The sequence below is a fragment of the Chitinophaga sp. GbtcB8 genome (genome assembly GCF_019091455.1).
Taxonomy (GTDB): Bacteria; Bacteroidota; Bacteroidia; order Chitinophagales; family Chitinophagaceae; genus Chitinophaga.
In genome coordinates, this window is record NZ_JAGXJN010000003.1 from 67057 (window position 1) to 91847 (window position 24791).

General features: G+C 49.1%; 26 protein-coding genes. 20 read left to right on the plus strand and 6 right to left on the minus strand.

Annotated elements, in window-relative coordinates:
- The first annotated feature begins 58 nt into the window (after window positions 1-58).
- From KVT36_RS05665 to KVT36_RS05700, 8 genes are all read left to right on the plus strand, one after another.
- Complete coding sequence (locus tag KVT36_RS05665; RefSeq protein ID WP_143081116.1) at window positions 59-238, plus strand: hypothetical protein; 180 nt, start codon at window positions 59-61, stop codon at window positions 236-238.
- Window positions 239-298: 60 nt separating this feature from the next.
- The gene (locus KVT36_RS33140) at window positions 299-448 is read left to right on the plus strand and encodes a hypothetical protein (RefSeq protein ID WP_368670002.1); all 150 of its coding nucleotides are present in this window, start codon (window positions 299-301) and stop codon (window positions 446-448) included.
- Between the two features lie 21 nt (window positions 449-469).
- Window positions 470-646, plus strand: a complete 177-nt coding sequence (locus KVT36_RS05675; RefSeq protein ID WP_217602535.1) for a class I lanthipeptide — start codon at window positions 470-472, stop codon at window positions 644-646.
- A 50-nt stretch (window positions 647-696) separates the two neighbouring features.
- The gene (locus KVT36_RS05680; protein WP_156093027.1) at window positions 697-867 is read left to right on the plus strand and encodes a class I lanthipeptide; all 171 of its coding nucleotides are present in this window, start codon (window positions 697-699) and stop codon (window positions 865-867) included.
- A gap of 83 nt (window positions 868-950) precedes the next feature.
- Window positions 951-1133, plus strand: coding sequence for a class I lanthipeptide (locus tag KVT36_RS05685; protein WP_217602536.1), 183 nt, complete (start codon window positions 951-953; stop codon window positions 1131-1133).
- A 197-nt stretch (window positions 1134-1330) separates the two neighbouring features.
- Window positions 1331-1528, plus strand: a complete 198-nt coding sequence (locus KVT36_RS05690) for a class I lanthipeptide (protein ID WP_217602537.1) — start codon at window positions 1331-1333, stop codon at window positions 1526-1528.
- 130 nt (window positions 1529-1658) lie between these two features.
- A complete protein-coding gene (locus KVT36_RS05695; RefSeq protein WP_217602538.1) occupies window positions 1659-2882 on the plus strand; it encodes a lanthionine synthetase C family protein in 1224 nt (407 codons plus the stop codon).
- 153 nt (window positions 2883-3035) lie between these two features.
- Window positions 3036-3665: a response regulator transcription factor gene (locus tag KVT36_RS05700; RefSeq protein WP_217602539.1), complete on the plus strand. Its 630-nt coding sequence runs from the start codon at window positions 3036-3038 to the stop codon at window positions 3663-3665.
- Here KVT36_RS05700 and KVT36_RS05705 read toward each other — a convergent pair.
- Genes KVT36_RS05705 through KVT36_RS05715 form a run of 3 tightly spaced genes read right to left on the minus strand, consistent with a single transcriptional unit; the run spans window position 3640 to window position 6030 of the window.
- Entirely contained in the window at window positions 3640-4116 is a 477-nt protein-coding gene (locus KVT36_RS05705; RefSeq protein ID WP_217602540.1) for a MauE/DoxX family redox-associated membrane protein, read from the minus strand. The two genes, KVT36_RS05700 and KVT36_RS05705, sit on opposite strands and share 26 nt — an antisense overlap.
- A gap of 51 nt (window positions 4117-4167) precedes the next feature.
- Window positions 4168-5133, minus strand: a complete 966-nt coding sequence (locus KVT36_RS05710) for a fatty acid desaturase (RefSeq protein ID WP_217602541.1) — start codon at window positions 5131-5133, stop codon at window positions 4168-4170.
- A gap of 24 nt (window positions 5134-5157) precedes the next feature.
- A complete protein-coding gene (locus KVT36_RS05715) occupies window positions 5158-6030 on the minus strand; it encodes a lysophospholipid acyltransferase family protein (protein ID WP_217602542.1) in 873 nt (290 codons plus the stop codon).
- A gap of 161 nt (window positions 6031-6191) precedes the next feature.
- Here KVT36_RS05715 and KVT36_RS05720 point away from each other — a divergent pair, with 161 nt between their 5' ends.
- The 3 genes from KVT36_RS05720 to KVT36_RS05730 are packed head-to-tail and all read left to right on the plus strand — an operon-like array spanning window position 6192 to window position 10860.
- Window positions 6192-7613 (plus strand): FAD binding domain-containing protein, encoded by a 1422-nt coding sequence (locus KVT36_RS05720; RefSeq protein ID WP_254639856.1) that lies wholly within the window; start codon window positions 6192-6194, stop codon window positions 7611-7613.
- A gap of 3 nt (window positions 7614-7616) precedes the next feature.
- Complete coding sequence (locus KVT36_RS05725; protein WP_217602543.1) at window positions 7617-9926, plus strand: xanthine dehydrogenase molybdopterin binding subunit; 2310 nt, start codon at window positions 7617-7619, stop codon at window positions 9924-9926.
- Window positions 9889-10860: an XdhC family protein gene (locus KVT36_RS05730; RefSeq protein ID WP_217602544.1), complete on the plus strand. Its 972-nt coding sequence runs from the start codon at window positions 9889-9891 to the stop codon at window positions 10858-10860. The genes KVT36_RS05725 and KVT36_RS05730 overlap by 38 nt, the downstream gene beginning before the upstream one ends.
- Window positions 10861-10863: 3 nt before the next feature.
- Here KVT36_RS05730 and pucL read toward each other — a convergent pair whose 3' ends face one another.
- Window positions 10864-11709, minus strand: a complete 846-nt coding sequence (gene pucL, locus KVT36_RS05735; protein WP_217602545.1) for a factor-independent urate hydroxylase — start codon at window positions 11707-11709, stop codon at window positions 10864-10866.
- Window positions 11710-11786: 77 nt separating this feature from the next.
- Between pucL and allB the strand changes: the two genes are divergently transcribed.
- From allB to KVT36_RS05780, 9 genes are all read left to right on the plus strand, one after another.
- Window positions 11787-13118 carry an allantoinase AllB gene (gene allB / locus KVT36_RS05740; RefSeq protein WP_217602546.1) on the plus strand — a complete coding sequence of 444 codons (1332 nt, stop codon included), beginning with the start codon at window positions 11787-11789 and terminating at the stop codon, window positions 13116-13118.
- 3 nt (window positions 13119-13121) lie between these two features.
- Window positions 13122-14387 carry a M20 family metallo-hydrolase gene (locus KVT36_RS05745; RefSeq protein WP_217602547.1) on the plus strand — a complete coding sequence of 422 codons (1266 nt, stop codon included), beginning with the start codon at window positions 13122-13124 and terminating at the stop codon, window positions 14385-14387.
- Window positions 14369-15115, plus strand: a complete 747-nt coding sequence (gene allE / locus KVT36_RS05750) for a (S)-ureidoglycine aminohydrolase (protein WP_217602548.1) — start codon at window positions 14369-14371, stop codon at window positions 15113-15115. The genes KVT36_RS05745 and allE overlap by 19 nt, the downstream gene beginning before the upstream one ends.
- Window positions 15112-15618 carry a 2-oxo-4-hydroxy-4-carboxy-5-ureidoimidazoline decarboxylase gene (gene uraD / locus KVT36_RS05755; RefSeq protein WP_217602549.1) on the plus strand — a complete coding sequence of 169 codons (507 nt, stop codon included), beginning with the start codon at window positions 15112-15114 and terminating at the stop codon, window positions 15616-15618. Before allE ends, uraD begins: the two co-directional genes overlap by 4 nt.
- Window positions 15615-15956 carry a hydroxyisourate hydrolase gene (uraH, locus tag KVT36_RS05760; RefSeq protein ID WP_089918052.1) on the plus strand — a complete coding sequence of 114 codons (342 nt, stop codon included), beginning with the start codon at window positions 15615-15617 and terminating at the stop codon, window positions 15954-15956. The genes uraD and uraH overlap by 4 nt, the downstream gene beginning before the upstream one ends.
- Before the next feature lie 23 nt (window positions 15957-15979).
- Window positions 15980-17410: a phosphoenolpyruvate kinase gene (locus KVT36_RS05765; RefSeq protein ID WP_217602550.1), complete on the plus strand. Its 1431-nt coding sequence runs from the start codon at window positions 15980-15982 to the stop codon at window positions 17408-17410.
- Window positions 17411-17451: 41 nt separating this feature from the next.
- Window positions 17452-18624 (plus strand): acyltransferase, encoded by a 1173-nt coding sequence (locus KVT36_RS05770; RefSeq protein WP_217602551.1) that lies wholly within the window; start codon window positions 17452-17454, stop codon window positions 18622-18624.
- A gap of 63 nt (window positions 18625-18687) precedes the next feature.
- Entirely contained in the window at window positions 18688-18870 is a 183-nt protein-coding gene (locus tag KVT36_RS05775; protein WP_217602552.1) for a hypothetical protein, read from the plus strand.
- A 242-nt stretch (window positions 18871-19112) separates the two neighbouring features.
- Complete coding sequence (locus KVT36_RS05780) at window positions 19113-22139, plus strand: DUF2723 domain-containing protein (RefSeq protein ID WP_217602553.1); 3027 nt, start codon at window positions 19113-19115, stop codon at window positions 22137-22139.
- Between the two features lie 219 nt (window positions 22140-22358).
- On the opposite strand, the gene KVT36_RS05785 is transcribed toward KVT36_RS05780, so the two are convergent.
- Window positions 22359-23504, minus strand: a complete 1146-nt coding sequence (locus tag KVT36_RS05785) for a glycoside hydrolase family 105 protein (RefSeq protein ID WP_254639857.1) — start codon at window positions 23502-23504, stop codon at window positions 22359-22361.
- 46 nt (window positions 23505-23550) lie between these two features.
- Complete coding sequence (locus KVT36_RS05790) at window positions 23551-24603, minus strand: phosphatidylinositol-specific phospholipase C (RefSeq protein WP_217602554.1); 1053 nt, start codon at window positions 24601-24603, stop codon at window positions 23551-23553.
- Between the last annotated feature and the right edge of the window lie 188 nt (window positions 24604-24791).

A 24791-nucleotide genomic window follows, 5' to 3' on the forward strand; every position in this document is an offset into this window, starting at 1 on the left:
TTATTTTTCTTTACTTTTAGATACACTGTAATTCCACTGCCACCTAAATCTTGCTACTATGAAGCCGTCACCCTCAAAGAAACTGCTCCTGCAGAAAATTAAAATTTCATCTTTCAGCAAAACCGTTACCACGGGTCCTAAAGAAGCATACATCCGCACTGTGCAGGTTTGCACCACGCCGGGTGATACGGTTTGCTTCAGCGACTTTGTAGCCTGTAACACGGTTTTGTGCGCTTAACAATTACCGGATTCATTTTTCATTTTATAACGTTAAACTGTAAGTCTCATGAAAAAAAGCATGGAGAAAAAATTGACATTGGGCAAAATTAAAATTGCCAAATTAAGCCAGTCAGAACAGGCTAACCGTAAAGGTGGCGCTGCCTTCCGTCCTACTTATACTGGCTGCAGCCTTTATAAATGCCCCCCGCCCCCTGAAAGGGAAAATTAACCTTCAAAACAGGATGTTACCATGAAAAAACAACCTTTAAAAAAGCTGCACCTGGGCAAGATAAAAATTGCCAGCCTGAGCCGCTCCAGACAAGAAATGATCAAAGGTGGCGAAGCCATGCTGGTCACTTTTATGAACACCTGCAGTGTACTGTGCCCTACCCGGCCCTGTATCACGCCTCCGCCACCGGAGCAATAATGTTGTTGGAACGTAAACAAAGAAGTGTTGAATCTAAAATCATTTTAACAATGAAACGTAAACCTTCAAAAAAGCTGGGTCTTGCAAAGATCAAGATTGCCAGCCTTAGTAAAGCCAGGCAGGAAGCAGTTAAAGGTGGTGTGGCTACAACATCCTCCATTAAGATCAGCTGCATTAGCCAGGGTGCGCCCATTTGCAGCGATGATTCCTGTATTTTCTAACGTGTTGCCTGTATAAAAAAGGTCCGCCCGGAACGTGGCGGGCCTTTTTAAATGGCATACACCAATCGTAAACCTGCAGTCAAATGAGAAAGCAAACAACAAAAAAACTAAGCCTGGGAAAAATTAAGATCGCCACCTTAAGCAATGCCAAACAGGAAGTGCTGAAAGGCGGCGGACAAGGTAAAAGCGCGCAATGCGTTTCCTACCCGCTCAGCTGCATTAGCCAGGGCCCTGGAATTTGCAGCCAGGACATTTGCCGGTATTAACCCGCAAGCACAGTCCACGGATGATTGATCGCACTTTCACATTCACGGAAATAGCCGTGTTTTATGCGCCATCTGATACCTTATAGTGCAACTCTTTCACATTGAAAAACACCGTGGTCTGTTTTACGCAAACCTTCACCGGGAAGAAACACCATGGACTATGGACCATGGACTATAGACCATTTAAACAATCCACCATGAAAAAAATAGCAGAAAAAAAACTGAGCCTGGGCAAAATTAAAATTGCCAGCTTAAGCAAATCCAAACAGGAGCTGGTAAAGGGCGGTATGGCCCTTACCGCAGGCACCTGCAGCGTATTATGCAGCCTGAGGATCTGCACGGATAATATTAGCCAGGGTGCAGAGATCTGCAGCGAAGATTCCTGCCGTTTCTAGGAACGGTTCATTAGCCGGTAGCCTGCTGCTGTTTTACGTTGAACGGGTAAGCAGGCTACTGCTATAAAGCTTATTTTAAGTAAATTGGTAACGGTCCGCCATCACGACGGGCCGTTCACTATCTGAGACCATGAACAACCATATAAAGCAGGCCGGTAAGGTATTACAACAGATCAGTCCCATATTGGACGACTTTATTCAACAGGAAGGAACACCCGGTTTATTGAGCGGTTACACCGGCTGCGCATTATTCTACGCCTACTACTACTATCTCACCGGTAAAAAGAAATACCTGAAACAGGTGCATACGGTAATGCTGAAAAGCATACAGGCCCTGTCTGAGCAGCAAATGATGCTTTCCCATTGCAGCGGCATTTCCGGCATAACCTGGAGTATTCAGCACCTCATCAACGCGGGGTTTGCGGAAGGGGATGGGATGCAGGATATTTTTGAAGAAGCCGACGAGATCCTGGGCAACTTTATGGATGAGGACCTGCGCGATAACAACTACGATTTTCTGCACCAGGGCTTAGGTACAGCCATTTACTTTTTAGAACGCCTGCCGCATCCCACGGCAGTAAAATATTTAAGCGGGGTGGTACAGCAGCTGGAAAAAAGCGCGGTATCAGATGCGCAAGGCATACGCTGGAAAGACCGTTTTTCCCTTACCAGCAGGGAAGAGCAGGTGCGCGGGCAAAGCTGCTTTAACCTGGGCCTGGCGCATGGCATGCCGGCTATTATCACTATCCTGGGCATGATCTACGAAAAAGGTATTGAAGTGGAAAGCACCCGCCGCCTGATAGAAGGCAGCCTGCAATGGCTGCTGGCCATTCAGAACCCGCCGGCAGAAGGCCTTAGCTCCATTTACCCGCCACTGGTAGGCGAGGCCAATGAAGCTATTAACGGCGGGCAAAGCCGCCTGGGCTGGTGTTATGGTGACCTGAGCATTGCTGCTGCTTTATGGAACACCGGAAAACGTATAGGCCAGCCCGTTTACCAGCAGGCGGCATACACAATTTTTGAACATAGCATACACCAGCGCACCCTTAAAAATGGCAGTGTGCACGACGCCTGTTTGTGCCACGGCAGTGCCGGCATAGCCCATATTTACCGGCGCATGGCGCTGGATAACCGGGATGCGCTATTACTGCAGGGCGCTGATAAATGGCTGCAGGCTACACTGGAAATGAACACCTGGCAGGATGGACTGGCCGGGTATAAATTCTTTGCACATCCTGATTATCAGAACAGTTATAACCTGCTGGAAGGTATTACCGGGGTAGGGCTGGCGCTGATTGCAGCAGTAGACACCCAAACCGCGCCTGCCTGGGACCGCTGCCTGTTATTGTCATAACACCCTGCTAATCTTTTCAAGTACTAAGAGAATTGCTGAAAATTAGCCCTGTTTTCACTATATTACTAGAGTTAATCTAAACCTGTATTCCCGTCTTAGCACCTGTTAACTGTGCCAAATTGTTAAGACCGTTAAAGTAAACTGGAAATAACCATGATCCGCTTGTATTTTGTAGATGACCAGCCACTGGTACTGGAAGGGTTGCGTTCCCTGTTACGTTCCGAATCAGATATTGAGCTGGTAGGCCAAACCCGCAACGGGCAGTCCTGCCTTTCATTTTTACTGGACCACAGCACAGATGTGATCCTGATGGACAGCATACTGCCGGACATTAGCGGCAGCGACCTTTGTGCCACCATTAAAGCCCGCTATCCCGATACTATGGTGCTGGGCCTCAGCTCTTTTAAAGAACGCAAATATGTAAGCAGCATGATGGACAGCGGCGCCAGCGGCTACCTGTTGAAAAATGCGGATAAGGAGGAGCTGTTGCAGGCTATACACCTGGTGCATGCCGGTAAAACCTATTTATCGTCCGGGGCGGCGCAGGCCATACAGCCGGCAGAGCAGCCAGCCAACGGGCAGCGTAACCCGCATTTAACCAAAAGAGAAAAGGAAATATTGCTGCTGATAGCAGAAGGATATACCAACCCGGAAATTGCAGAAAAGCTGTTTATCAGCGCTACTACGGTAGACAGTCACCGCAAGAACTTACTGGCTAAGCTGAATGCCCGCAATTCCGCCATGCTGGTGAAATGCGCTATTGATAATCAACTGCTGGTGTAAGCGCGTGCACATTATAAACCACCCGCAGCTGGGGCCTTTTATGAATATTATTGAACAGGAACACCCCGCACAAAGCTAACAGCGTGCAAACAAGATTAAATCCTATATGCAGGGGATAAGGGATCTTTCCCAGGATGCCATCGGAGGCATAAGAGATGTGCGCGTAAAAAAAGTACAGCGTGCTTAAATATCCGCTGAAAATGAGCAGCTGGAAAAAAGCGGCATACAACCCCCATTTTTTGGTAGAGGTGATGTGCAGCAGCACTACCGTTAAAAATTCAAAGCCCAGTATAGCTTTTGCCAGCATAGGTTTGTTAATGTTCGTAAGCAGGGGCGACTGGTCCAGGTCCATAATAAATCTATCATAGGCCAGGGCCTTTACCGCAGCAGCGTACGCAAATAAGATTGTTAGCAGGAAAACTATTATGGCTAACAGGTTACGTCTTTTCATGTGTCCTTTGGAGTATACCCTAAGCTAAGGAAAATTTTCCGGGCAAACAACTTATAGGCCTACCATCTCCTTGCGCTCGGCATCCCACACCTTCAGGCGCAGGCAGGCATAAATATCCCCGATCCTGAAAGAGGTGGTTTTAGGTGTTTGCAGGGCCGGGATGGCGGCCATCACCTCCGGCAGGCGGTAAAAAGGGATCCGCGCGTTCAGGTGATGGATATGATGATAACCGATATTGCCTGTAAACCAGGCCATTACAGGATTCATTACAATATAGCTGGAGGAAAGCAGGGCCGCATCATGGTAACACCAGTCTTCATTGCTATTAAAAGACACCCCGGGAAAATTATGCTGTGCATAGAAGAGGTAGGCGCCTATGCCGCAGGCAATAAAGAAGGGCACAAAAATGAACAGCAGGGCCGCCTGCCAGCCCAGGAATATAACGGTAAGGGTAATAGCGGCTGCGTGCAGCACCATGGCCAGCAAAGAATCCAGGTGTTTGCGGGGGCTGGAAATAAATGATTTTAAGGACATGCCCAGCAGGAACATGGAAAAATAACCCAGCGCAATGGTAAGCGGATGGCGGATAACCAGGTAAGCCCGTTGCTGTTTGGGCGGCAACGATAAAAATTTTTTACGCGTGAAAATGGGATAAGAGCCAATATCCGCGCTGAATAATTTGGAATTATGTTTATGATGATAGTCGTGGGAACGTTTCCAGATGCTGGTAGGCGCCAGCACATAAATGCCGAACACGGTCATAATAGCGTTGGCCAGGGGGGAATTGTGTAAAATGGTATGATGCTGATGATCATGATAGATCACGAACATGCGTACAATAAGCAACCCTGCCAGCACGCTGCTGCATACCCTTAACAGCAGGTAAGGCAGCATAATGGTGCCGGTTAATGACAGGATCAGCAAAAGCAGCGTAGAGATGGTGTATAACCAGCTCTTGGCTCTAATCTCAGTGGCATATGGCTTGGTGGCCAATATAAGGTCTTTACCTTCTAGCATAGGATATGAGTACAATAATAATTTTCAGATGCGTTTATGTTTCCAACGGCGGTGCGACCATAACCACGTAGCCGGTTGATCCATAATGTCTTTTTCCAGCTTCCTCGTATGCAATTCTGTAATTGTCCCGTCTGCGGTGCCTGCAGGCTGTTCTACCAGGATCTCTGCCAGCACCGTATAGTATCCCCGTTTAATGCGTTGTACAGTCACATACACCACCGGGTTATTCATTTTCTGCGCTATTTTCTCCGTACCCTTAAACACCGGGGTATCCTGGTGCAAAAAGGTCATCCAGTGGGCATTTTGCGGCTGCGGTGTCTGGTCCGCAATAAAAGCCGTGGCATTCACTTCCTGCCTGTACTTCACCATATCCCGGAAGGTATCCTGCATGGCAATTAGCCTGGTGCCAAAGCGGGTGCGCATGTTGTACACGAGCCCGTTAAAATGCTTATTCGCCAGCGGGTGATAGATCACGTACAATTGCTGCGGGCAAAGAATGCTAAAGGTATTGCCTGCCCATTCCCAGTTGCCTTTATGCCCCATTACCAGGATAGCGCTTTGCTTTTCAGCCGCCAGTTTGGTAAAAAGGGCCACCGTGTCCGGGTGAAAGCTGCAATGCTTTACCATGGCACGTTTGCTGATAGTTAGCGTTTTAAAGGTTTCCAGGAACAGATCACAGAAGTAACGGTAAAATTCTTTGCTGATCTTTTTGATGTCGGCCTCCGTTTTATCAGGGAAGGCATTGCGTAAATTCTGAACAACCACTTTTTTCCGGTAGCCGGCTACGTAGTATAACAACAGGTACACCCCGTCTGATAATAAGTAGAGTATCGGAAATGGCAGCAGCGATACCAGGTAAATGAATGGCAGCGCCAGCCAATAGAGGAATAGGGACAATGTACTAAAGTTGTAAAATCCGTAAATGCGTGAAAATAATATATTATTTATTAATAATCATCTTATAGGGATAATATTAACATATATTTTTCTATATGTCTGCCCCTGTTCTTTAATTGCCCGATTTGTGGTAAATTTAAATAGACCAGCAACCCAAAATTTTGACAACTTTCTTCCTCAATAACAATCTTTTACACACTGATATGCCCCCGGGGATGTTGCTGCTGGATTTTATCCGTTACCACCAGCATTTGACCGGGACTAAAATTGGCTGTAATGAGGGTGATTGCGGCGCCTGTACGGTGCTGATAGGGCGCCTTGTCAATAACCGCCTGCAATACCGTTCTTTTACCTCCTGCCTTACACCCCTGGGTAATGTGCATGGCAAACATGTAGTGACCATAGAGGGTATTAATATGCAGGGGCTTAACCCTATTCAGCAGGCTATGTACGATGAATCAGCCACACAGTGCGGGTTTTGCACGCCGGGTTTTGTAATGTCGCTGGCCGGGTTTTGTTTAAGCGAGGCAGCGCCCACCACGCAGCAGGCCATTAGGGCCATTGATGGCAATATTTGCCGCTGCACAGGGTATAAATCCATAGAGCGGGCCGCAGCCAGGGTGGCACAGCTGGTACAGGACCGGGGTGAAGCAGCGCCCGCTGTATTTGCAGCGGAACAACAGATACTACCTGCTTATTTTTCCAATATTAAAGAACGCCTGCAAACCTTGCAGTTATCCCTGAACGGGGAAATGACGCCGGCTGAAGATGTGCGCGCACACTACGTAGGCGGCGGCACGGATGTGTATGTGCAAAAACCGGAGGAGATGAAACAAAAGGCCATCCGCTTTTTGTTTGACCAGCCGCCCCTGAACGGCATTACCCGGCAGGGCAGCCGCGTGGTGCTGGGGCCGGCCGTAACAGTTACGGATCTGCAGGAATCACCTGTTATGCAGGATTGTTTTCCGCAGCTGGATGAGTATATAAAGCTGGTATCCTCTACGCCTATACGTAACATGGCCACCATTGGCGGTAACTTCATTAATGCTTCCCCCATCGGGGATTTCACCATTTTCTTCCTGGCGCTGGATGTTACATTGGTATTAAGCGACGGGGAGCATACCCGTGAGCTGCCGCTGCGCCAATTGTATAAAGGGTATAAACAGCTGGCCAAAACACCGGAAGAATATATTACGCAGCTCTGGTTTGAGTGGCCGGAAACTGCGCAGCACCTGTTCCGCTTTGAAAAAGTAAGCAAACGCACCCACCTGGATATTGCCAGCGTAAATACAGCGCTGCACATTCGTATGGAGCAGGAAGTAATGGCGGAGGTGCACCTGGCTGCCGGCGGCGTAGGCCCGGTGCCTATGCGGCTGGAACGTACCGCTGCTTTTTTACAGGGACGATGGCTGAGCGCCGCGCTGCTGCAGGAGGCGCTGAACATTGCCCAGACAGAAATTACCCCTATCAGTGATGCCCGGGGTACGGAAGCGTATAAACGATTGTTACTGAACCAGCTGATCAAAGCGCATTTTATAAGCCTGTTCCCGCAGCTATCTGTAGCAGACCTTTTAAATCTTTAGCAGATGAAGAATATAGATGCCGGCACACATGTAAAAGGAGGATCTGTTTACCTGGATGATATTCCACTGGTGAATGGTACGCTGTTTGGCGCGGCATATGGATCCCCCCTAGCGCATGGCAATATTGAGCAGCTGGATGTAACGGAAGCTGCGCAAATGCCCGGGGTAGTGAGGATCTTTACCCATGCAGATATTACCGGTGAAAACCAGATAGGAGGTATTATTCCCGATGAACCCCTGTTTGCCGAAGGGCAAACACATTTTTGCGGTATGCCGTTGGCCTTTGTAGTAGCCACCAGTAATGAGGCAGCCCGTGCTGCGGTCAAAAAAATAAAAACTGCCATTACCCCGCTGCCGGTGATCACCGACCCGCGGCAGGCGCAGGCCCGGGGCGAGCTGATAGTACCGCCCCGCACTTTTACATTGGGCGACGTTAGCACTGCCTGGCAGCAGTGCACGCATGTGATAGAAGGCCGGGCTGATACTAACGGGCAGGAACATTTGTATATAGAAACACAGGGTGCGTATGTAATTCCGCAGGAAAATAATGTGCTGAAAATATATTCCTCCACCCAGGGGCCTACTGCTGTGCAGCGGGCCGTATCAAGATCTGTGGGTCTGCCCATGCATATGCTGGATGTGGAGATAACCCGCCTGGGTGGCGGGTTTGGTGGTAAAGAAGACCAGGCCAATACCTGGGCCGCATTATGCGCCCTGGCAGCCCATCACTTAAAGAAACCGGTAAAATATTCGCTGCACCGTATGGATGATATGGCCATGACGGGTAAACGGCATCCCTACTCCTCCGATTTTAAAATAGGGCTGGATCATGAGCTGAAAATTGTAGCATACGAGGTTACTTTTTACCAGAATGCCGGCGCAGCGGCCGACCTGTCGCCAGCTGTGCTGGAGCGCACTTTGTTCCATTGCACTAATTCATATTTTATTCCCAATGTAAAGGCCACGGCTTATAGCTGCCGCACGCATTTGCCGCCCAATACCGCTTTCAGGGGTTTTGGCGGCCCCCAGGGCATGTTTGTGATTGAAGCGGCTATTGCCAAAGCCGCTGCTGCGCTGGGTGTGCCTGCCGCTAAGATCCAGCGACAGAACCTGCTGCATACCGGCGATGAATTTCCTTACGGGCAAAAGGCCCAAAGCGAAGCGCATGCCTGCTGGAACAAGGCGGAGGAATGGTATGATACAGCTGCCATCCGGCACAACATATTTACATTTAATACCGCCAATAAGCTGTATAAAAAAGGCATGGCCATGATGCCGGTTTGTTTTGGCATTTCCTTTACCAAAACCCTCATGAACCAGGCCCGCGCATTAGTGCATGTGTATACGGATGGCAGTGTGAGCATAAGCACCGGCGCCATAGAAATGGGGCAGGGGGTGAACACAAAAATAGTACAGGTAGCAGCAGCCGTATTCGGGCTGCATGCGGATAAGGTACGCATACAGCCTACCAGCACTTTCCGCATAGCCAACACATCGCCCTCCGCCGCCAGCGCCACGGCCGATCTGAATGGTAAAGCCACCTGGATGGCATGCACCGCTATTGCCGGCCGTTTAAAAGAGGTAGCAGCAGCGGAATTAAATGTGGACGTTAATGCCATCACCTTCCAACAGGAACGGGTACACGTACACGGAGTACCTACAGGCTGGAACTGGAAAAAGTTGCTGATGGCTGCTTACGCAAAACGGGTAAGCCTGTCGGAACATGCGCACTACGCCACCCCAGAAATACACTTTGATGGTGTTAAGGAAAAGGGCCATCCTTTTGCCTACCATGTGTATGGCACGGGCATACTGGAAGTAACGGTAGATTGTCTGCGCGGCACCTACACCATAGATACCGTAAAAGTGGTGCACGACTTTGGCGCCACCATGAACCCCGCTATAGACCAGGGCCAGATAGAAGGCGGTATTGTACAGGGCATTGGCTGGATGACCATGGAAGAAGTGATCTATGATGCAGAAGGGCGCCTGCGCTCCAACGCACTCTCCACCTACAAAGTGCCGGATATTTATGCAGCGCCGAAGGAAATACTGATAGAATTCCTGGATACCCAGCAGGACAACCTGGCCATTTTCCGCTCAAAAGCGGTAGGGGAGCCGCCTTTGATGTATGGCATTGGAGCCTGGTTTGCCTTACGCAATGCCATGCTGGCTTTTAACCCCGCCGCCGATATTCCCTTTACCGCACCCATGACACCGGAAAAAGTATTACTGGCTTTGTATTCAAAACCAGCCAACGGAACTATTGTAGCGCATGAAAATACAGTTAGCCACCTGGCAGTTGATAAATAATTGTTTACAGCAGCAGGTGCCTGTAATGCTGTTGTACGTGCTGCAAAGCCATGGCAGCAGCCCGGGCCGTCCTGGCTTTTTTATGGCGGTAGCGGCCAATGGGGCCATGGAAGGCTCTATTGGCGGGGGCATTATGGAGCACAAGTTTGTGGAAATGGCCAGGGAACGGTTACGGCAGCACGAAGATGAAACCACCATCCGCAAACAGGTACACAATAAAAATGCGGTGAAAGATCAAAGCGGCATGATCTGCTCCGGTGAGCAAACTATTTTATTATACCGTGTAAAACAGGAGGAAGCACCCGCTATACAGCAGATCATTACCTGCCTGCAGCAGCACCGGCAGGGCGGCTTACAGCTATCACCGGAAGGCCTGCATTTCCGGGAAAGCTTTATGCCACAGGATGAGCCTTACTTTGAGATGACCGATGAAAACAACTGGGTGTACCAGGAGAATACCGGTTACCGCTCGCATCTGTTCATTGTCGGTGGCGGCCATTGTGCGCTGGCCCTTTCCAGGCTTATGAGCACAATGAACTTTTACATTCATGTATACGATGACCGGCCGGAGCTGCATACCATCCTGCAAAATGATTATGCGGACGAAATATGTATGTTAGAGGATTACAGCCAGCTGGCAGAGAAAATATCTGCCGGCCATCACCATTATGTAGTGGTAATGACCTTTGGTTACCGTACAGATGATATTGCCATCCGCGCCTTGCTCAATAAAAAATTCCGCTACTTTGGGATAATGGGCAGTAAAAGTAAAATAGAAAAAATGTTTGAGGTATACATTGCAGAAGGTTTTAAGCCTGAGCAGCTGTATAACCTGTATGCCCCGGTGGGACTGCCTGTTAACAGTCATACGCCGGAAGAGATTGCCGTGAGCATTGCAGCGGAGATCATACAGGTTAAGAATAAAGAAGATTAAAACTTACTCCCGCACCAGCGTACCGCTAATATAACCATAAGGCGCATCGGTAGCTACAAATACCTCGTTCTGGTTTTTCATGCCAAAGGGTTCCAGGTTAAAGGGAATATGATGTTTGTTGGGCATTACCAGGCTAATTTCCTGCACGGCATCATAGGCTTCCAGCACGGCTTTACCCATATCATACAGGGTTTGTTGTACAGAAAGGCTTTTGTGGTGCGCAAAGGTATGTAACAGCGTTTGACGGATGTTGCTGAACAATGCGCTGAAATCCTCTGCTGGTTTGGTATAACGCCAGGTGGCCGTGCATTGTGTAGCCAGTATGCGGTCGCTGGCAGGTTTAAGGGTAGTATATGCATCCTGGATATAATGCTCAAAAGCAGAGTCGGTGGTTTTCAGGATCAGCAGGTCCGCAATGCCGGCGCTAACGCTAATGGTATTGCCTTCCTGCAAAATAAGGGCGGTATGTTTTTCTGATCCGCCGCCGGTATAAGCGTGCGGGTGTTGCTCTCCGTTAAACTGCATGCGGGTCCAGGTATGTTCCTGTATTTCCACCTGCACCTTATGTATCTGCGGATTATGGGTGCTAAAGTGATTGGCCAGGTACAGCGCAAAATCTTCAATGCTGCCGGTAAAATGTTCTTTCGCTAAAGCGTACACGGTATTCTTCTGGGTGTCAGTAGGCAGTATGCGTGTATTATCGCCCTGGGTATAAGCTGTTTCAAAATCGCCTTCCAGCAGTGTATTTACAGATACCTGGCGAAATTCATGGTAGCCGGCATGCCGGATGATCTTTGACAATTCCACCGCATTTTTGCCGTAAGCATTCTCACCCAGTTTGATTTTCATAGAGCTTGTTTTACTTAACTTTAGCGTATCCTAATTTAAAAAATTAATTCTACTTTTAGTAAAACCGGCTCCCGTGTATGTTTGATCTGGCTATAAGCGGCAACAAAATCCTTACGCGCGATGGGCTGCAACGCGCGGTGGTATTAGTGAGCCATGGCCGGATAGTGGATGTGGCGCCTGCCCTGCCGGATAATATTTCCCCTGATAACATTACAGATATAGGCAACCGGCTGCTGATGCCCGGGGTTATTGACCCCCATGTACATATTAATGAACCGGGCCGCACGGAATGGGAGGGGTTTGAAACCGCTACCCGCTCCGCTATTACAGGAGGCATTACTACCCTGGTAGATATGCCGCTGAATGCATTGCCGGTTACTACTACCGTAAAAGCCTTTGAACAAAAATTAGCGGTTGCCGCAGATCAGCTGCATACCAGCTGTGGTTTTTGGGGTGGGGTAGTGCCGGGTAATGAAAAGGAGATCCCCGGTTTAATTGACAAAGGCGTATTGGGTTTTAAAGCATTCCTCACGCATTCCGGTATTGATGATTTTCCCAATGTTACGGCCGCTGACCTGGAAAAGATAATGCCTCTTATTGCCGAAAGTAATTTGCCTTTACTGGTGCATTGTGAATTAAGTGATGATACTGCGCCACCTGTAACGGATCCACATTCATACCGGCAATACCTGGCCTCCCGCCCCGCGCGTTGGGAAGATGCAGCCATTGCCTTAATGATACAGCTATGTGAAAAATACCGCTGCCGTGTGCATATTGTACACCTGTCCGCCGCATCATCCATAACACCGCTGCGGCAGGCCAAAGAAAAAGGGCTGCCAATTACCGTTGAAACCGCGCAGCACTATTTATACTTTAATGCGGAAACTATCGCTGACGGGCAAACGCAGTTTAAATGTGCGCCGCCCATTCGTGACAAAGTCAATAATGAGCAGTTATGGGAAGCCTTGCAGCAGGGTATTATTGATTTTGTAGCTACAGATCATTCGCCTGCTACGCCTGCCCTTAAACAGCTGGAAAGTGGTAACTTCAGCAAAGCCTGGGGTGGCATAGCCTCTTTACAGCTGGCCTTACCCGTATTGTGGACCGCCGCCCGTAAAAGGAATATCCCGGTAACAGCCATGGCGGAATGGTTGGGCGCTGCACCGGCCCGGCTGGCAGGTTTGCAAAAAGGCATGATCGCTAAAGGGTATAGTGCCGACTTTGTAATATGGGACCCGGAAGCCACGTTTAAGGTAACAGAAGGTATATTACATCATAAACATAAGGTTACACCATATATCAATGAAACCCTGTATGGGGTAGTGGAGCAAACTTATTTGGGGGGCCGGCTGGTATATGACAAGGGCCGTTTAACGGCGCCGCATACCGGCAACATTATATTAAGATAAGCCATGCAAACGTATAAACAGCGAGCGGAAGATATTATGGATCGCATACAGGCGCTGGCCAGGATCAGTGAAATGGAAGGCTGTATTACGCGTACCTATGGTACCGCTGCCTGGCGGCAGGGCGCATTAACCATCATGGGCTGGATGCAGGTTGCCGGGTTAACAGTAAGTATGGATAACATTGGTAATGTCAGGGGACGCCTGCGTTGCGGGCTACCGGGCGCCAAAACCTTTGTGATTGCTTCCCATATGGATACCGTAATAAATGCCGGTAAATTTGATGGGCCGCTGGGAGTGGTTATGGGCCTGGATATGCTGAAAGCATTGATCCGCAACCGTACCGCGCTTCCTTTTGATATTGAGCTGGTAGCTTTTTGTGATGAGGAAGGCTGCCGTTTTCATACCACTTACCTGGGCAGCAAAGTGCTGTCCGGTACTTTTGAACCTGCTTTGCTGGCGCATGCGGATGCAGCCGGTGTTACTATACAGGATGTGATACATGCTAATGGCAGCCACCCTGCCGGCTTGCCGGATGATGCTATAGGGGCGCAGGATTGGTTAGGCTATTTTGAGATACATATTGAGCAGGGCCCTGTGTTATATGAAAAAGATATACCGGTAGCAGTGGTACAGGCCATTGCCGGGCAAAAAAGAATAGGCCTTACCTTTAGGGGAATGGCCGGCCATGCAGGTACCGTACCGATGGATATGCGGCAGGATGCCCTGTGCTGTGCGGCAGAATTTGTGCAGGCAGTAGAAAGAACAGCCCTGTTACATAAGGATAAGATAGTGGCTACCGTAGGTAAGCTGCAGGTGGAAAATGCCGCCAGCAATGTAATTCCGGGCTTTGTTACCTGCACACTGGACCTCAGGAGTTCTGATGAAAGTATGTTAGCGGCCACATATGAAACGCTGCAGCAAACAGCGGCTGCTATTTGTAAACAGCGTAACATACTGTTTGAATGGATGCCCGTGCAGGAAACCGCAGCGGTCTTATGCGACGCCGGTTTAAACGCATTGCTCACAGCCGCCATTGCGGATGCCGGTTATAAGCCGCTGGCATTAGTGAGCGGAGCCGGGCACGATGCCGTGGCCATTGCTGCAGTAGCGCCGGTAAGTATGTTATTTGTGCGCTGCTTTAAAGGCATAAGCCATCACCCGCTGGAAGATGTAGCGCTAAAGGATCTTATTGCTGCCGTGGAGGTAGCAGACAATTTTATACAGCATGTTATTCATCAATATGATCAGGTATGGAAATATCAGCATTAACCCGTTCCGTGGTAAAAGGCAGTCATGCCGTTATTAGCCCGGACGGATACGTGAACAGCACCGTTCCCGGCTGGACAAACTGCACCGTGAATGTGATCATCAGTGAGGCTATGGGTGCGCAGCTCACCCAAACCCTCATTACCGCCAGGGAAGGCGGGCGCATTACCGGCGCTACGCACGCCTCGCAGGTATTCTTTTACGTGATCAATGGCGGCTGCCATGCCACTGCGGACGGTAAAAAGAACCTGCTGAGCGCAGGACGTTTTCTGTATGTGCCCATTGGTAAAACTTACCAGCTGGAAAATACGGTGCCGGGTACACAAATACTCTGTTTCCATAAAGTGTACGAAAAGCTGGAAGGCTTTGCGCCGCCACCGGTGATCTTTGGTGATGCTGCGCAGATCGAGGGCCCTACCTACCTGGGCGATCCTGCCCTGCGTTTGCAGGTATTACTACCCGATCACCCGGCCTTTGATATGGCCGTGAATATATTTACCTACGATAGCGGCGGGCACCTGCCTTTTGTGGAAACGCATATTATGGAACACGGTCTGCTGTACCTGCAGGGGCAGGGCGTGTATATGCTGGACCAGGAATGGTATCCCATAAAAAAAGGCGATTCCATCTGGATGGCGCCGTACTGTCAGCAGTGGTTTACCGCCATGGGTAAAGAGCCTGCTGTATACATTTATTATAAAAACGTAAACCGATTCCCCTTTACACCATGACTATTGAAGCACTTAACAAACTGACACAGCCAGTTTTAAAAGAAACCCTTTTTCAATGTTGCGGCTCTACTACCTGGGTAGAGCGGATGAGCAGACGTTTTCCGTTCCAGGATGAAGCTGCATTATACCAGGCCGCAACGGAAGTTTGGGAAAGCTGTACTGTCGGAGACTGGAAAGAAGCGTTCTCCCACCATCCGATGATTGGCGACCTGGAAGATCTGGAAAAAAAGTTTGCCGGTACTACCCAATGGGCAACCGCAGAGCAGGCTGCTGTACAACATGCTACCAACGTCACTTTGCTGCTGCTGGCAGATGCGAACCGAGCCTATTTGCAAAAGTTTGGATATATATTCATAGTTTGCGCTACCGGTAAGTCTGCCGCTGAAATGCTACAACTGTTAGAGGAACGGCTAACCAATGAGCCGGCAAAAGAAATATGGATTGCCATGGCAGAACAGGGCAAGATCACCAGGATCCGTTTACAAAAATTATTAGTCGTATGACGCAAATAACTACCCATGTATTAGATACCAGCCAGGGAAAGCCGGTGGTGGATATGACTGTTTTTTTATACCAATACCAGAATAATAACGACTGGGAAGCCATTGGCGGCGGTGCTACAGACGATGATGGCCGCCTGCCGGACATGCTGGGCGAAGATGCTGTATTAACAGAAGGCATCTACAAGCTGAAATTTGCTACGGAGGAATATTATGAAAGTGTAGGCATCAATACGTTTTATCCTTATGTGGAAATTGTATTCTATCTCAATAAGGGAGAACACTATCATGTGCCGCTGCTGGTAAGCCCGTATGGGTATAGCACGTACCGGGGATCGTGATTGATAATTCGTAATTCTAACTCATGATGCTGTCCATTAATGAAAACGACCAGGCCCGGTTGCTCAACACACTGGGCGAAGCCAATAAAAAATTTCAGCAAACCTATCCCGGTGATAAAACAGACCGCCAGCCGGTACATACGGTGTATGGCGGCGCTAACCTGTTTAAGGCAGATACCTGTGTAAAAATGGGAGAGGTGGCTTTAAAGAACCTGCAAACCTATGCGCCCAATTTTGTTGTGCTGGCCAATGTGCTGGAGCTGGCCGGCCATCAGCATTTACCTCATTCCCTGGAAGATATTATAACCCTTACGCATAAACTGGATAGTTTACCGGAGCCCGCCCGCCGGCAGGAATCCGCCTGGCTGGCCTATACCGTGTATAACAAGATCATCCACAAACTGCGCACAGAACCGGTAGAGGATTTTCGTATAGACTTTGAAGATGGTTTTGGCAACCGGCCGGATGCGGAGGAAGATGCCACTGCCATTGCCGCTGCGCAGGAGCTGGCTAAAGGTATGGCGCAAAAAACAGTATCGCCTTTTATCGGCATCCGCATCAAACCCTTCACAGAAGATCTTAAACACCGCGGCGTGCGCACGCTGGACCTGTTCATTACCACTTTGCTGGAAGCTACCAAGAGTGTGCTGCCGGCCAACTTTGTAGTGATGTTACCCAAGGTTACCATCCCGGAACAGGTAATTACACTGGTACGTTTATTTGAAATACTGGAAAAAGCGCATCACCTGCCTGCAGGTTCCCTGAAAATGGAAACCATGGTAGAAGCTACGCAGATCATTATGGATGAGGAAGGCCGTAACCCTTTAATGCGCATCATTAAGGCCAGCGAAGGCCGCTGTATTGCCGCACATTTTGGTACGTATGATTATACGGCGTCCTGCGGTATTACGGCCAGGTACCAGACCATGGCGCACCCGGTATGTGATTTTGCACATCATATGACCAAGGTTGCGCTGGGAGGTACCGGCATTTTCCTGTCAGACGGGGCTACCAATGTAATGCCGATTGGCCCGCACCGCGGAGAGGACCTTACTTTTGAACAACAGGCAGAGAACCGCGCTGCTGTGCACAACGGCTGGCGCACCGGTTTCCATCATACCATGCACTCCCTCATTAATGGTTTTTACCAGGGCTGGGACCTGAATCCTGCACAGCTGCCTATGCGTTATGCCGCTACCTATAACTTCTTTTTAAGCAGTTATGAAGATGCGGTATTCCGTTTAAAAACTTTTGTGGAACGGGCTGCCATCTCTACCCTTACCAAAGATATTTTTGATGATGCCGCTACCGGGCAGGGACTGCTTAACTTCTTCTTAAAAGCCATGAACTGCGGTGCCATCGGGGAATCTGAAGCTCTGACCACCGGCCTTACGCTGGATGAGATCAGGAGCCGTTCTTTTTACCGCATATTGGAAGGCAGGCGGAAAAAATAATTATTATCTTTAAAGCCTTCATCTGCTATAGTATAACCATTATGCAATTTTCCAACGGAGTAACGGAACCGCCTGTAAAAAAGCTGGCCGGACTGGATCATTTACGGGCGCTTGCCATTACACTGGTATTCCTTTGTCATTACCGGATGTTTGGCCACCCGGATTGGGTGAATGAAGCAGGCAGCTTCGGCTGGACAGGCGTGGACCTTTTCTTCGTGCTGAGTGGTTACCTGATCTCCGCACAGCTTTTCAAAAGTTTGCAGCAGGGCAAAGGCATTTCCCTCAAAGAGTTTTACATCAAACGGTTTTTTCGCATTCTGCCGGCTTACCTGGCAGTGCTGACCTTATATTTTGCCGTGCCTGCTTTTAAGGAATTTGAAGGCTTACCACCGCTCTGGAAATTCCTCACCTTTACGCAGAACTTTGGCCTGTACCTGGGTACTGCAAGGGCTTTCAGCCATGCATGGTCCTTGTGTATTGAGGAACAGTTTTATTTATTACTGCCATTGATCCTGTTGTTTGTTTCCCGGTTCAATGTGCCGCGGGTAATGGCCTTTGGATTACTTACCCTTTTTGTTGCCGGGTTTTTCATTCGTGCCTGGGGCTGGGCGCATTTTGTAGCGCCATTAGACGGGCAGGATGGTTTTGGCCTGGCCTGGTTTAAATGGATCTATTACCCTACCTATAACCGCCTCGATGGATTATTGACCGGCATTGCCATAGCTGCCGTATTCCAGTACCGCCCGGCGCTGAAAGAAAAGCTCACCCGGCACGGGAATGTTATGCTGATATTGGGCCTGGCGCTGATCACCGGCGCTTATTTTTTGTGTAATAAAGAGATGTTCACCTGGAATACCACTGTGATCGGCTTTCCGCTGATCTCCATTGCGTTTGGTGTGATGGTGATAGCGGCGTTAAGTCCGTCCTGCATTTTGTATAAGCTGCCGGCGCACGGCACCCGTTTAATTGCTACTTTATCTTACTCTATTTACTTAAGCCATAAAGGAGTGGTACACCTCACACAATTGTGGTTAGGCAAATTTTTAGATCCCACAGGATTGGGCATGTTTGTGATCTGTACCGGGATGGTAGTGCTGGCAGCCCTGGTGTTGAGATGGGTGGTTGAGAAACCGTTTTTAAGATTGAGAGATAGGGTGTTGAAAAGAGGAAAAGCCACGCCGGTAGGGAGTTTGAAGGAGCAAAAGGCGGCGTGATACTATGATTATTTTTTTGGTAGAAAGATGGGGAAGTGCTAAATTTACTAAAATGATTAGCAAATGAGCGAGTATAGTATTGCCTACGACCTGGCAATGAAAGCTGCCAAAGAAGAGCTTGAGAGAGAGGTCACCCCAGAGGAAGCATTGCGTCAGCTTGTAGCTGCCGGTATCCTGGATAAGGATGGCAATTTCACAGCGCCTTACCAAAATCTTGCAAAGGTTGTCAGGGATCTCCGTAAATAAATAGTTTGTTACTCCCATAATAAGTAGTGAATGTATGATGTTAAGCCCAATCTCATCATAGGTTTCCACGGCTGTGATGCAGATGTCTGTAAAGCCCTTTTAAATAATCCGGATCATATTAAGATCAGTAAGAAGCCATATGACTGGCTGGGGCGCCCCCTCCACTTTAACATACTCTTAAGAAATGATGTTTTATTTTAATAGGGCATAACCCTGCCCATGCTCAATTAAAACCATCAAACATGAACTTCAACAAGATCAACAACATTACCGGTTGGATCGTGTGTGTGATTGCGTGTACCGTGTACCTGCTTACTATGGAAGCCACCGGCAGTCTTTGGGATTGCGGGGAATTTATAGCCGCTTCCTACAAATTACAGATCCCTCACCCGCCGGGCGCCCCGTTGTTTGTGCTGCTGGGCCGCCTGTTTACCTTGTGGTTGTCGCCCGCGCAGGCTGCGGTAGGGGTGAATGTAATGAACGCCCTGGCCAGTGGGTTTACCATCCTCTTTCTTTTCTGGACTATTACGCATTTTGCACGTAAGCTAATGGTAAAGGACAATACCACCATCAGCGGGGAGCAAACGTTGTTGATCATGGGCGCCGGTGTAGTAGGTGCGCTGGCTTATACCTTCTCTGATTCTTTCTGGTTCTCTGCTGTGGAGGGTGAAGTATATGCCATGTCCTCCCTGTTTACGGCAATGGCTTTCTGGGCCATTCTAAAATGGGAGCAGGAGGCAGACAGATCCTATGCAGACCGCTGGCTGATATTGATCGCCTACATTATAGGATTATCCATTGGTGTGCATCTCTTAAACTTACTGACCATTCCGGCCATGGTAATGGTATATTATTTCCGCCGTCACAAACCTACACTCAGGGGCACGCTGCTGGCGTTAATGCTGGGCTGCGCCATTACAGGGGTTGTACAAATAGGGTTTATCCAATACCCTGCTAAAGCTGCCGGCGCAATGGACGTATGGTTTGTAAATTCACTGGGCATGCCGTTTAACAGCGGCTCCCTGTTTTTTGTAGTAATGATGGTAGTAGCGCTTGTGCTGGGTATGCGCTGGGCAAAACGTAAGGGACATTACTTTGTGCGGCTGGGATTACTGTGCACCATCTTTTTATTCATTGGTTACTCCACTTACATTACAACACTCATCCGTTCCAATGCCAACCCTGGTATTGATATGTATAATGTAGATAATCCCGTGGCATTGAAGGGCTACCTGGGCCGGGAGAATTACGGTGATTTTCCGTTGGTGTACGGGCAGGTATTCACTGCCAAACCGCAGGACTACAAAGAAACCGGTAATACCTACAGCAAGGGTGCTGATAAGTATGAAGTTACCGGCAAACGTTATGAGGCCGTGTATGACAGTAAGGATATGATGCTTTTTCCCCGCGTTTGGGACACGCAGAACGACCAGGGACATGTGGATGCTTACCGGCAGTGGCTGGGACTGGCGCAGGGCGAGCAGCCTACGTTTAAGGATAACATCCGCTTCTTTATGGGATACCAGGTGAACTTTATGTACCTGCGTTATTTCATGTGGAATTTTGTAGGCCGGCAAAATGATATACAGGGATCCGGCAACGTGCGGGATAGTAACTGGGTATCCGGCGTATCTTTCATAGACAACCTGCTGTATGGCGATCAGAGTAAGCTGCCGGATAGCCTGAAAGAAAATAAAGCGCATAATACTTTATTCTTCCTGCCGCTGATCTTAGGCATATTTGGCTTGTTGTATCATTACAAACAGCGGCGAAAAGACAGCCTGGTGGTGGGACTTTTATTCTTCTTCACCGGCCTGGCTATTGTGCTCTATATCAATCAGCCCGGCAACCAGCCCAGGGAAAGGGATTATGCCTTTGTTGGCTCTTTCTATGCTTTTGCCATCTGGATAGGGCTGGGGGTATTAGCGGTGCACACCTGGTTACAACAGCGCGCCAGGTTGAAGTTCGTATATGCGGCACCGGTAGCGCTGCTCACCTGCCTGCTGGCAGTGCCTGCCTTAATGGCTTCCCAGGAGTGGGATGATCATGACCGTTCCCAGAAAGTGCTGGCCCGTGATATTGCCAAAGATTACCTGGAATCCTGCGCACCCAATGCTATTTTGTTTGTAGCAGGTGATAATGAAACGTACCCCTTGTGGTATGCCCAGGAAGTTGAAGGCATCCGCCCGGATGTGCGCGTGATCCATACCAGCCTGCTGAGCGCCGACTGGTACATTGAGCAGCAGACCCGGCGCACCAATAAAGCCGGCAAGCCGGTAGCCATGACCTGGGGGGCCGATCAATATAAAGGAGATAAGCACAATTACATACTATACCATGATGCCGGTATTTTTCCGCAGGATAAATTCTATAACCTGAAAGAGGTAATGGCCTTTATGGGCAGCGATGATCAGCGCGCGCAGCTTATGACCAGCAGCGGTGAATCCATGAACTACCTGCCCTCCCAGCAGTTATTCCTGCCGGTGAATAAAGCGCAGGTGCTGGCGAATGGTACCGTATCTGCGGCAGACAGTGCACGGGTGGCCCCGCAGGTAACCTTCCGCATTAACAAGAATGCGTTATATAAGAACGACCTGGCCATGCTGGACATCATTGCCACCAATAACTGGGAACGCCCCATTTATTTTGCCAACCCGTTTATTCCGCGTGGCACCGGTTTGGAGAACTACCTGGAAAGTGAAGGCATGACCTACCGCCTGGTGCCTTTAACACCGCTTGCGGACGATGCTGCTGCCGCTGCGGTAGACGGGGTGCCGGTAAACTCAGGAAGGATGTATGATAACCTGAAAAAGTTTGCTTTCTGCAGCGCGGATAAAAAGGGCGTTTACTTTGATGAGCCTAACCGTAGCATGCTGCAGCAGCTGCGCGCCACCTATACACGCCTGGCTATTGACCTGGCTGCCAAAGGTGATAAAACAAAAGCGCTGCATGTGCTGGATACCATGGATCGTAACATACGTGAAGATAATTATGCATACGGCATGACCTCGCAGGGAAATTCGCATAACATGAGCTCCATGCAGGTGGCCTATGCTTATTACCTGGCCGGTAACCCGGCAAAGGCAGAAGCGATCTCAAAAAAGATCATCAAAGATTGTGAGCAGCAGATCGCCTATTATGAATCTTTACCGGATGATAAGCTAACGAATGATCTGCGTACCGATTATCAGCGTGCTGCAGAATACATTATTCCGCAGCTGCAAAAAATGAAGGCAGCCTTTGGCAACAAGTCCGGAAAGCTGTTGTAGGTGCGGGCTACAGCCCACTGTCTACGGATCACGGTCCAGGGATGATGGCCTTATGTTGGATTAGTTAGTTATACTAGAAATAAAAAGCAAGCATTTAAATGAAGCTCAAAGCCATTTAAATGCTTGCTTTTTTATTGAGAGATCATTCTAACGCACTATAGTCAATGGACGGCTTTACGAAGTACTAATACCACCGCACTACGCCATGGACCGCTACTGTTACCGCAGCAGCGCCGTTGCACACCACAGCACAGGCGCCTGCCCGTGCAGATCGCCGGTAACACGGCCGCGGTCCAGGTAATACTGATGATCATTCTTTTTATTGGTGCCTTCACATACTTCACGGATGTTATTGTCTTCGTCCAGGTAAGTGATCAGCTTCAGCCAGCCTTTGCGGGCAGCCGGGCCATAAGTGGCAGCATCCAGCCAGCCGTTCTTTACACCGGTGATCATGGCAAAGGTGAACATGCCGGTGCAGGAAGTTTCCGGCCAGGAGCTGGCATCATCCACCAGCTGCCGCCACATACCATCTGCGGCCTGGTATTTTAATAAAGAGGCCATCATGGTCTTATATCCTTTCATGATGCGGGCGCGGTCAGGATTATTTTCGGGCAGAGAGCGTAACAGCTCGCTCATGCCGGCTGCCATCCAGCCATTGCCGCGGCCCCAGAAATAAGGCACATCCGGTGCATGGTAAAAAAGGCCGTTGGGGCGTTGCAGGCTATCCAGGTACATCACCATTTCTTTGGCGGCGCGTTCTATGTATTTCGGATCGTTGGTAGCGCGGTAAGCCTGGGCCTGCACTGCGGTGATCATATACATATCATCGATCCATAAACGGGTTTGCCCGGTATAACCCTTATGGTACCATTCCATTGCCTCCGGGGTGGCGCGGGCGCCTTCCGGTGCGCTCCATTGCTGGTCGGCTATTTGCCGGCCCAGGGTTAAATATTTCTCATCTTTGGTTTGCATATATAATTCCAGCGGCACTGCGCCGAACACGGTATAGTCTACATGCACCGCTTGCGGCACCAGGGATGATTCTGTGGTGAACAGCGGGATAAAACGCTGTTCCAGCTTATCTAACAGGGTTTTATCTTTTGTTTCTTTGGCAAAGGTTAAGGAGCCGTACCAGGCGCAGGTTTCCGGGTAAATAATAAATTTAGAAGGGCCATGTCCCACATTGCCGTGCGGGGTTTCAATAAAATGTTCCGCTACACGTTTGCCAACTTCCTGTGGGGTGCTGCCCTTGGGAAGATCTTTAAAATAAGCATTGGCTTTCCTGGATTGCGCCACAGCGCCGGTGTTAACAGCTGCAGTAAAGAACAAAACCGCCATCAGGCGGTACAGGGTGGGTTTCTTCATAATCGTGTTATTTATTAGGAATAACAAGATAATAAAGTCGCCGCTTTTATTCAGGGTTATTTAACACATAAATGGTCTGCGCCTCTTTTTCAGTAACTGGCTGAAAGTTGGTGCTGATAATGAGCGAAGCCTTGTTCGCATCTGCAAAATCCATCGCCACAATGCCAAAACGCCCGCGCTGGTTAGCCGTAAAAAAGCGGATAATATTATTACCCATGGCCAGGGATACTTTTTTAATATTGGGAATGCGTAGGAATGCGCGCGGTTTATACCCACTCAGGAAATTAATATACAGCGCTTCTGTATTTACGGAGCGGGCCTCTGTAAGCAGCGCATTGCTGTTGCTCCATTTAATACGGTTACGCGGCACCAGGAACTCATCCTGCACCCGTAGCTGCGTAGGGCCGTTATTAATAGTAAAGGTGCGGTTCCGGGCCCAGCCGGTAGCATCGATCCCCATATCTTCATTTTTAGCGGTAAAGCGCCGCAGCAATACAATTTTGCCCCTGGCTTCCTGCAGGGTAGGGATGGTAGGGCTTAAATACCATTTATCTGCATACCGTTTTGCATAGGTATCAAATGTTTCCTCAAAAGAGCGGGTATTATTAACAGACCGGTATTCTTCCTTAATGCTCATGATAATACATTCACCGGGGTGGCGGTCCAGGAATTCCGTGCAGGCGTGCATGACAGCATCAAAATCAAGCCGCTGGTACACAATACCGTGATGAATGGAGAATTTATTATCAATGTGGCGGCAGCGCACATCCAGGAAGCGGATGCCTGCCTCCAGCTGTTCGCTGATAGTTAATGTCTGGCATTTAGCGGTTTTGCCAAAACGCTCGTAACGCGCGCAGGCATTGTGAGAGCCGGGCAGGGAAAGGTGTGTAAGGTTCACATTACCAGGCACCATCTCCATCCAGCCGCTAAGCGGAATGGTGGCAGGATACGCCGGCGTAGAGGTTTTAAAGGTGGCGTGCTTGAAATAGGATGCCGCCTCCGGGCGTGCTTCGTAAACAGGTAGCTCTCTGGTGCAGCCAATCAAACAGATCGCTACCGCCATGCAGGCGGCGGCAGCAATGAACGGTTGCTTATTCATAGTAGCAGTTGTAGGTTCCACAAAATTACGTTCAGCTATCTGTTTAACCAGCTATAGCCACGTGGTATAACAATTTGGTAATACTATCTGATATTTACTATACCACTTTTGTTATTTATACAATATAAGGCAGAACGCAATTAAAAGATGAAAAAATATGATTCGTCGGAATTTGACTGAAAAGAGAC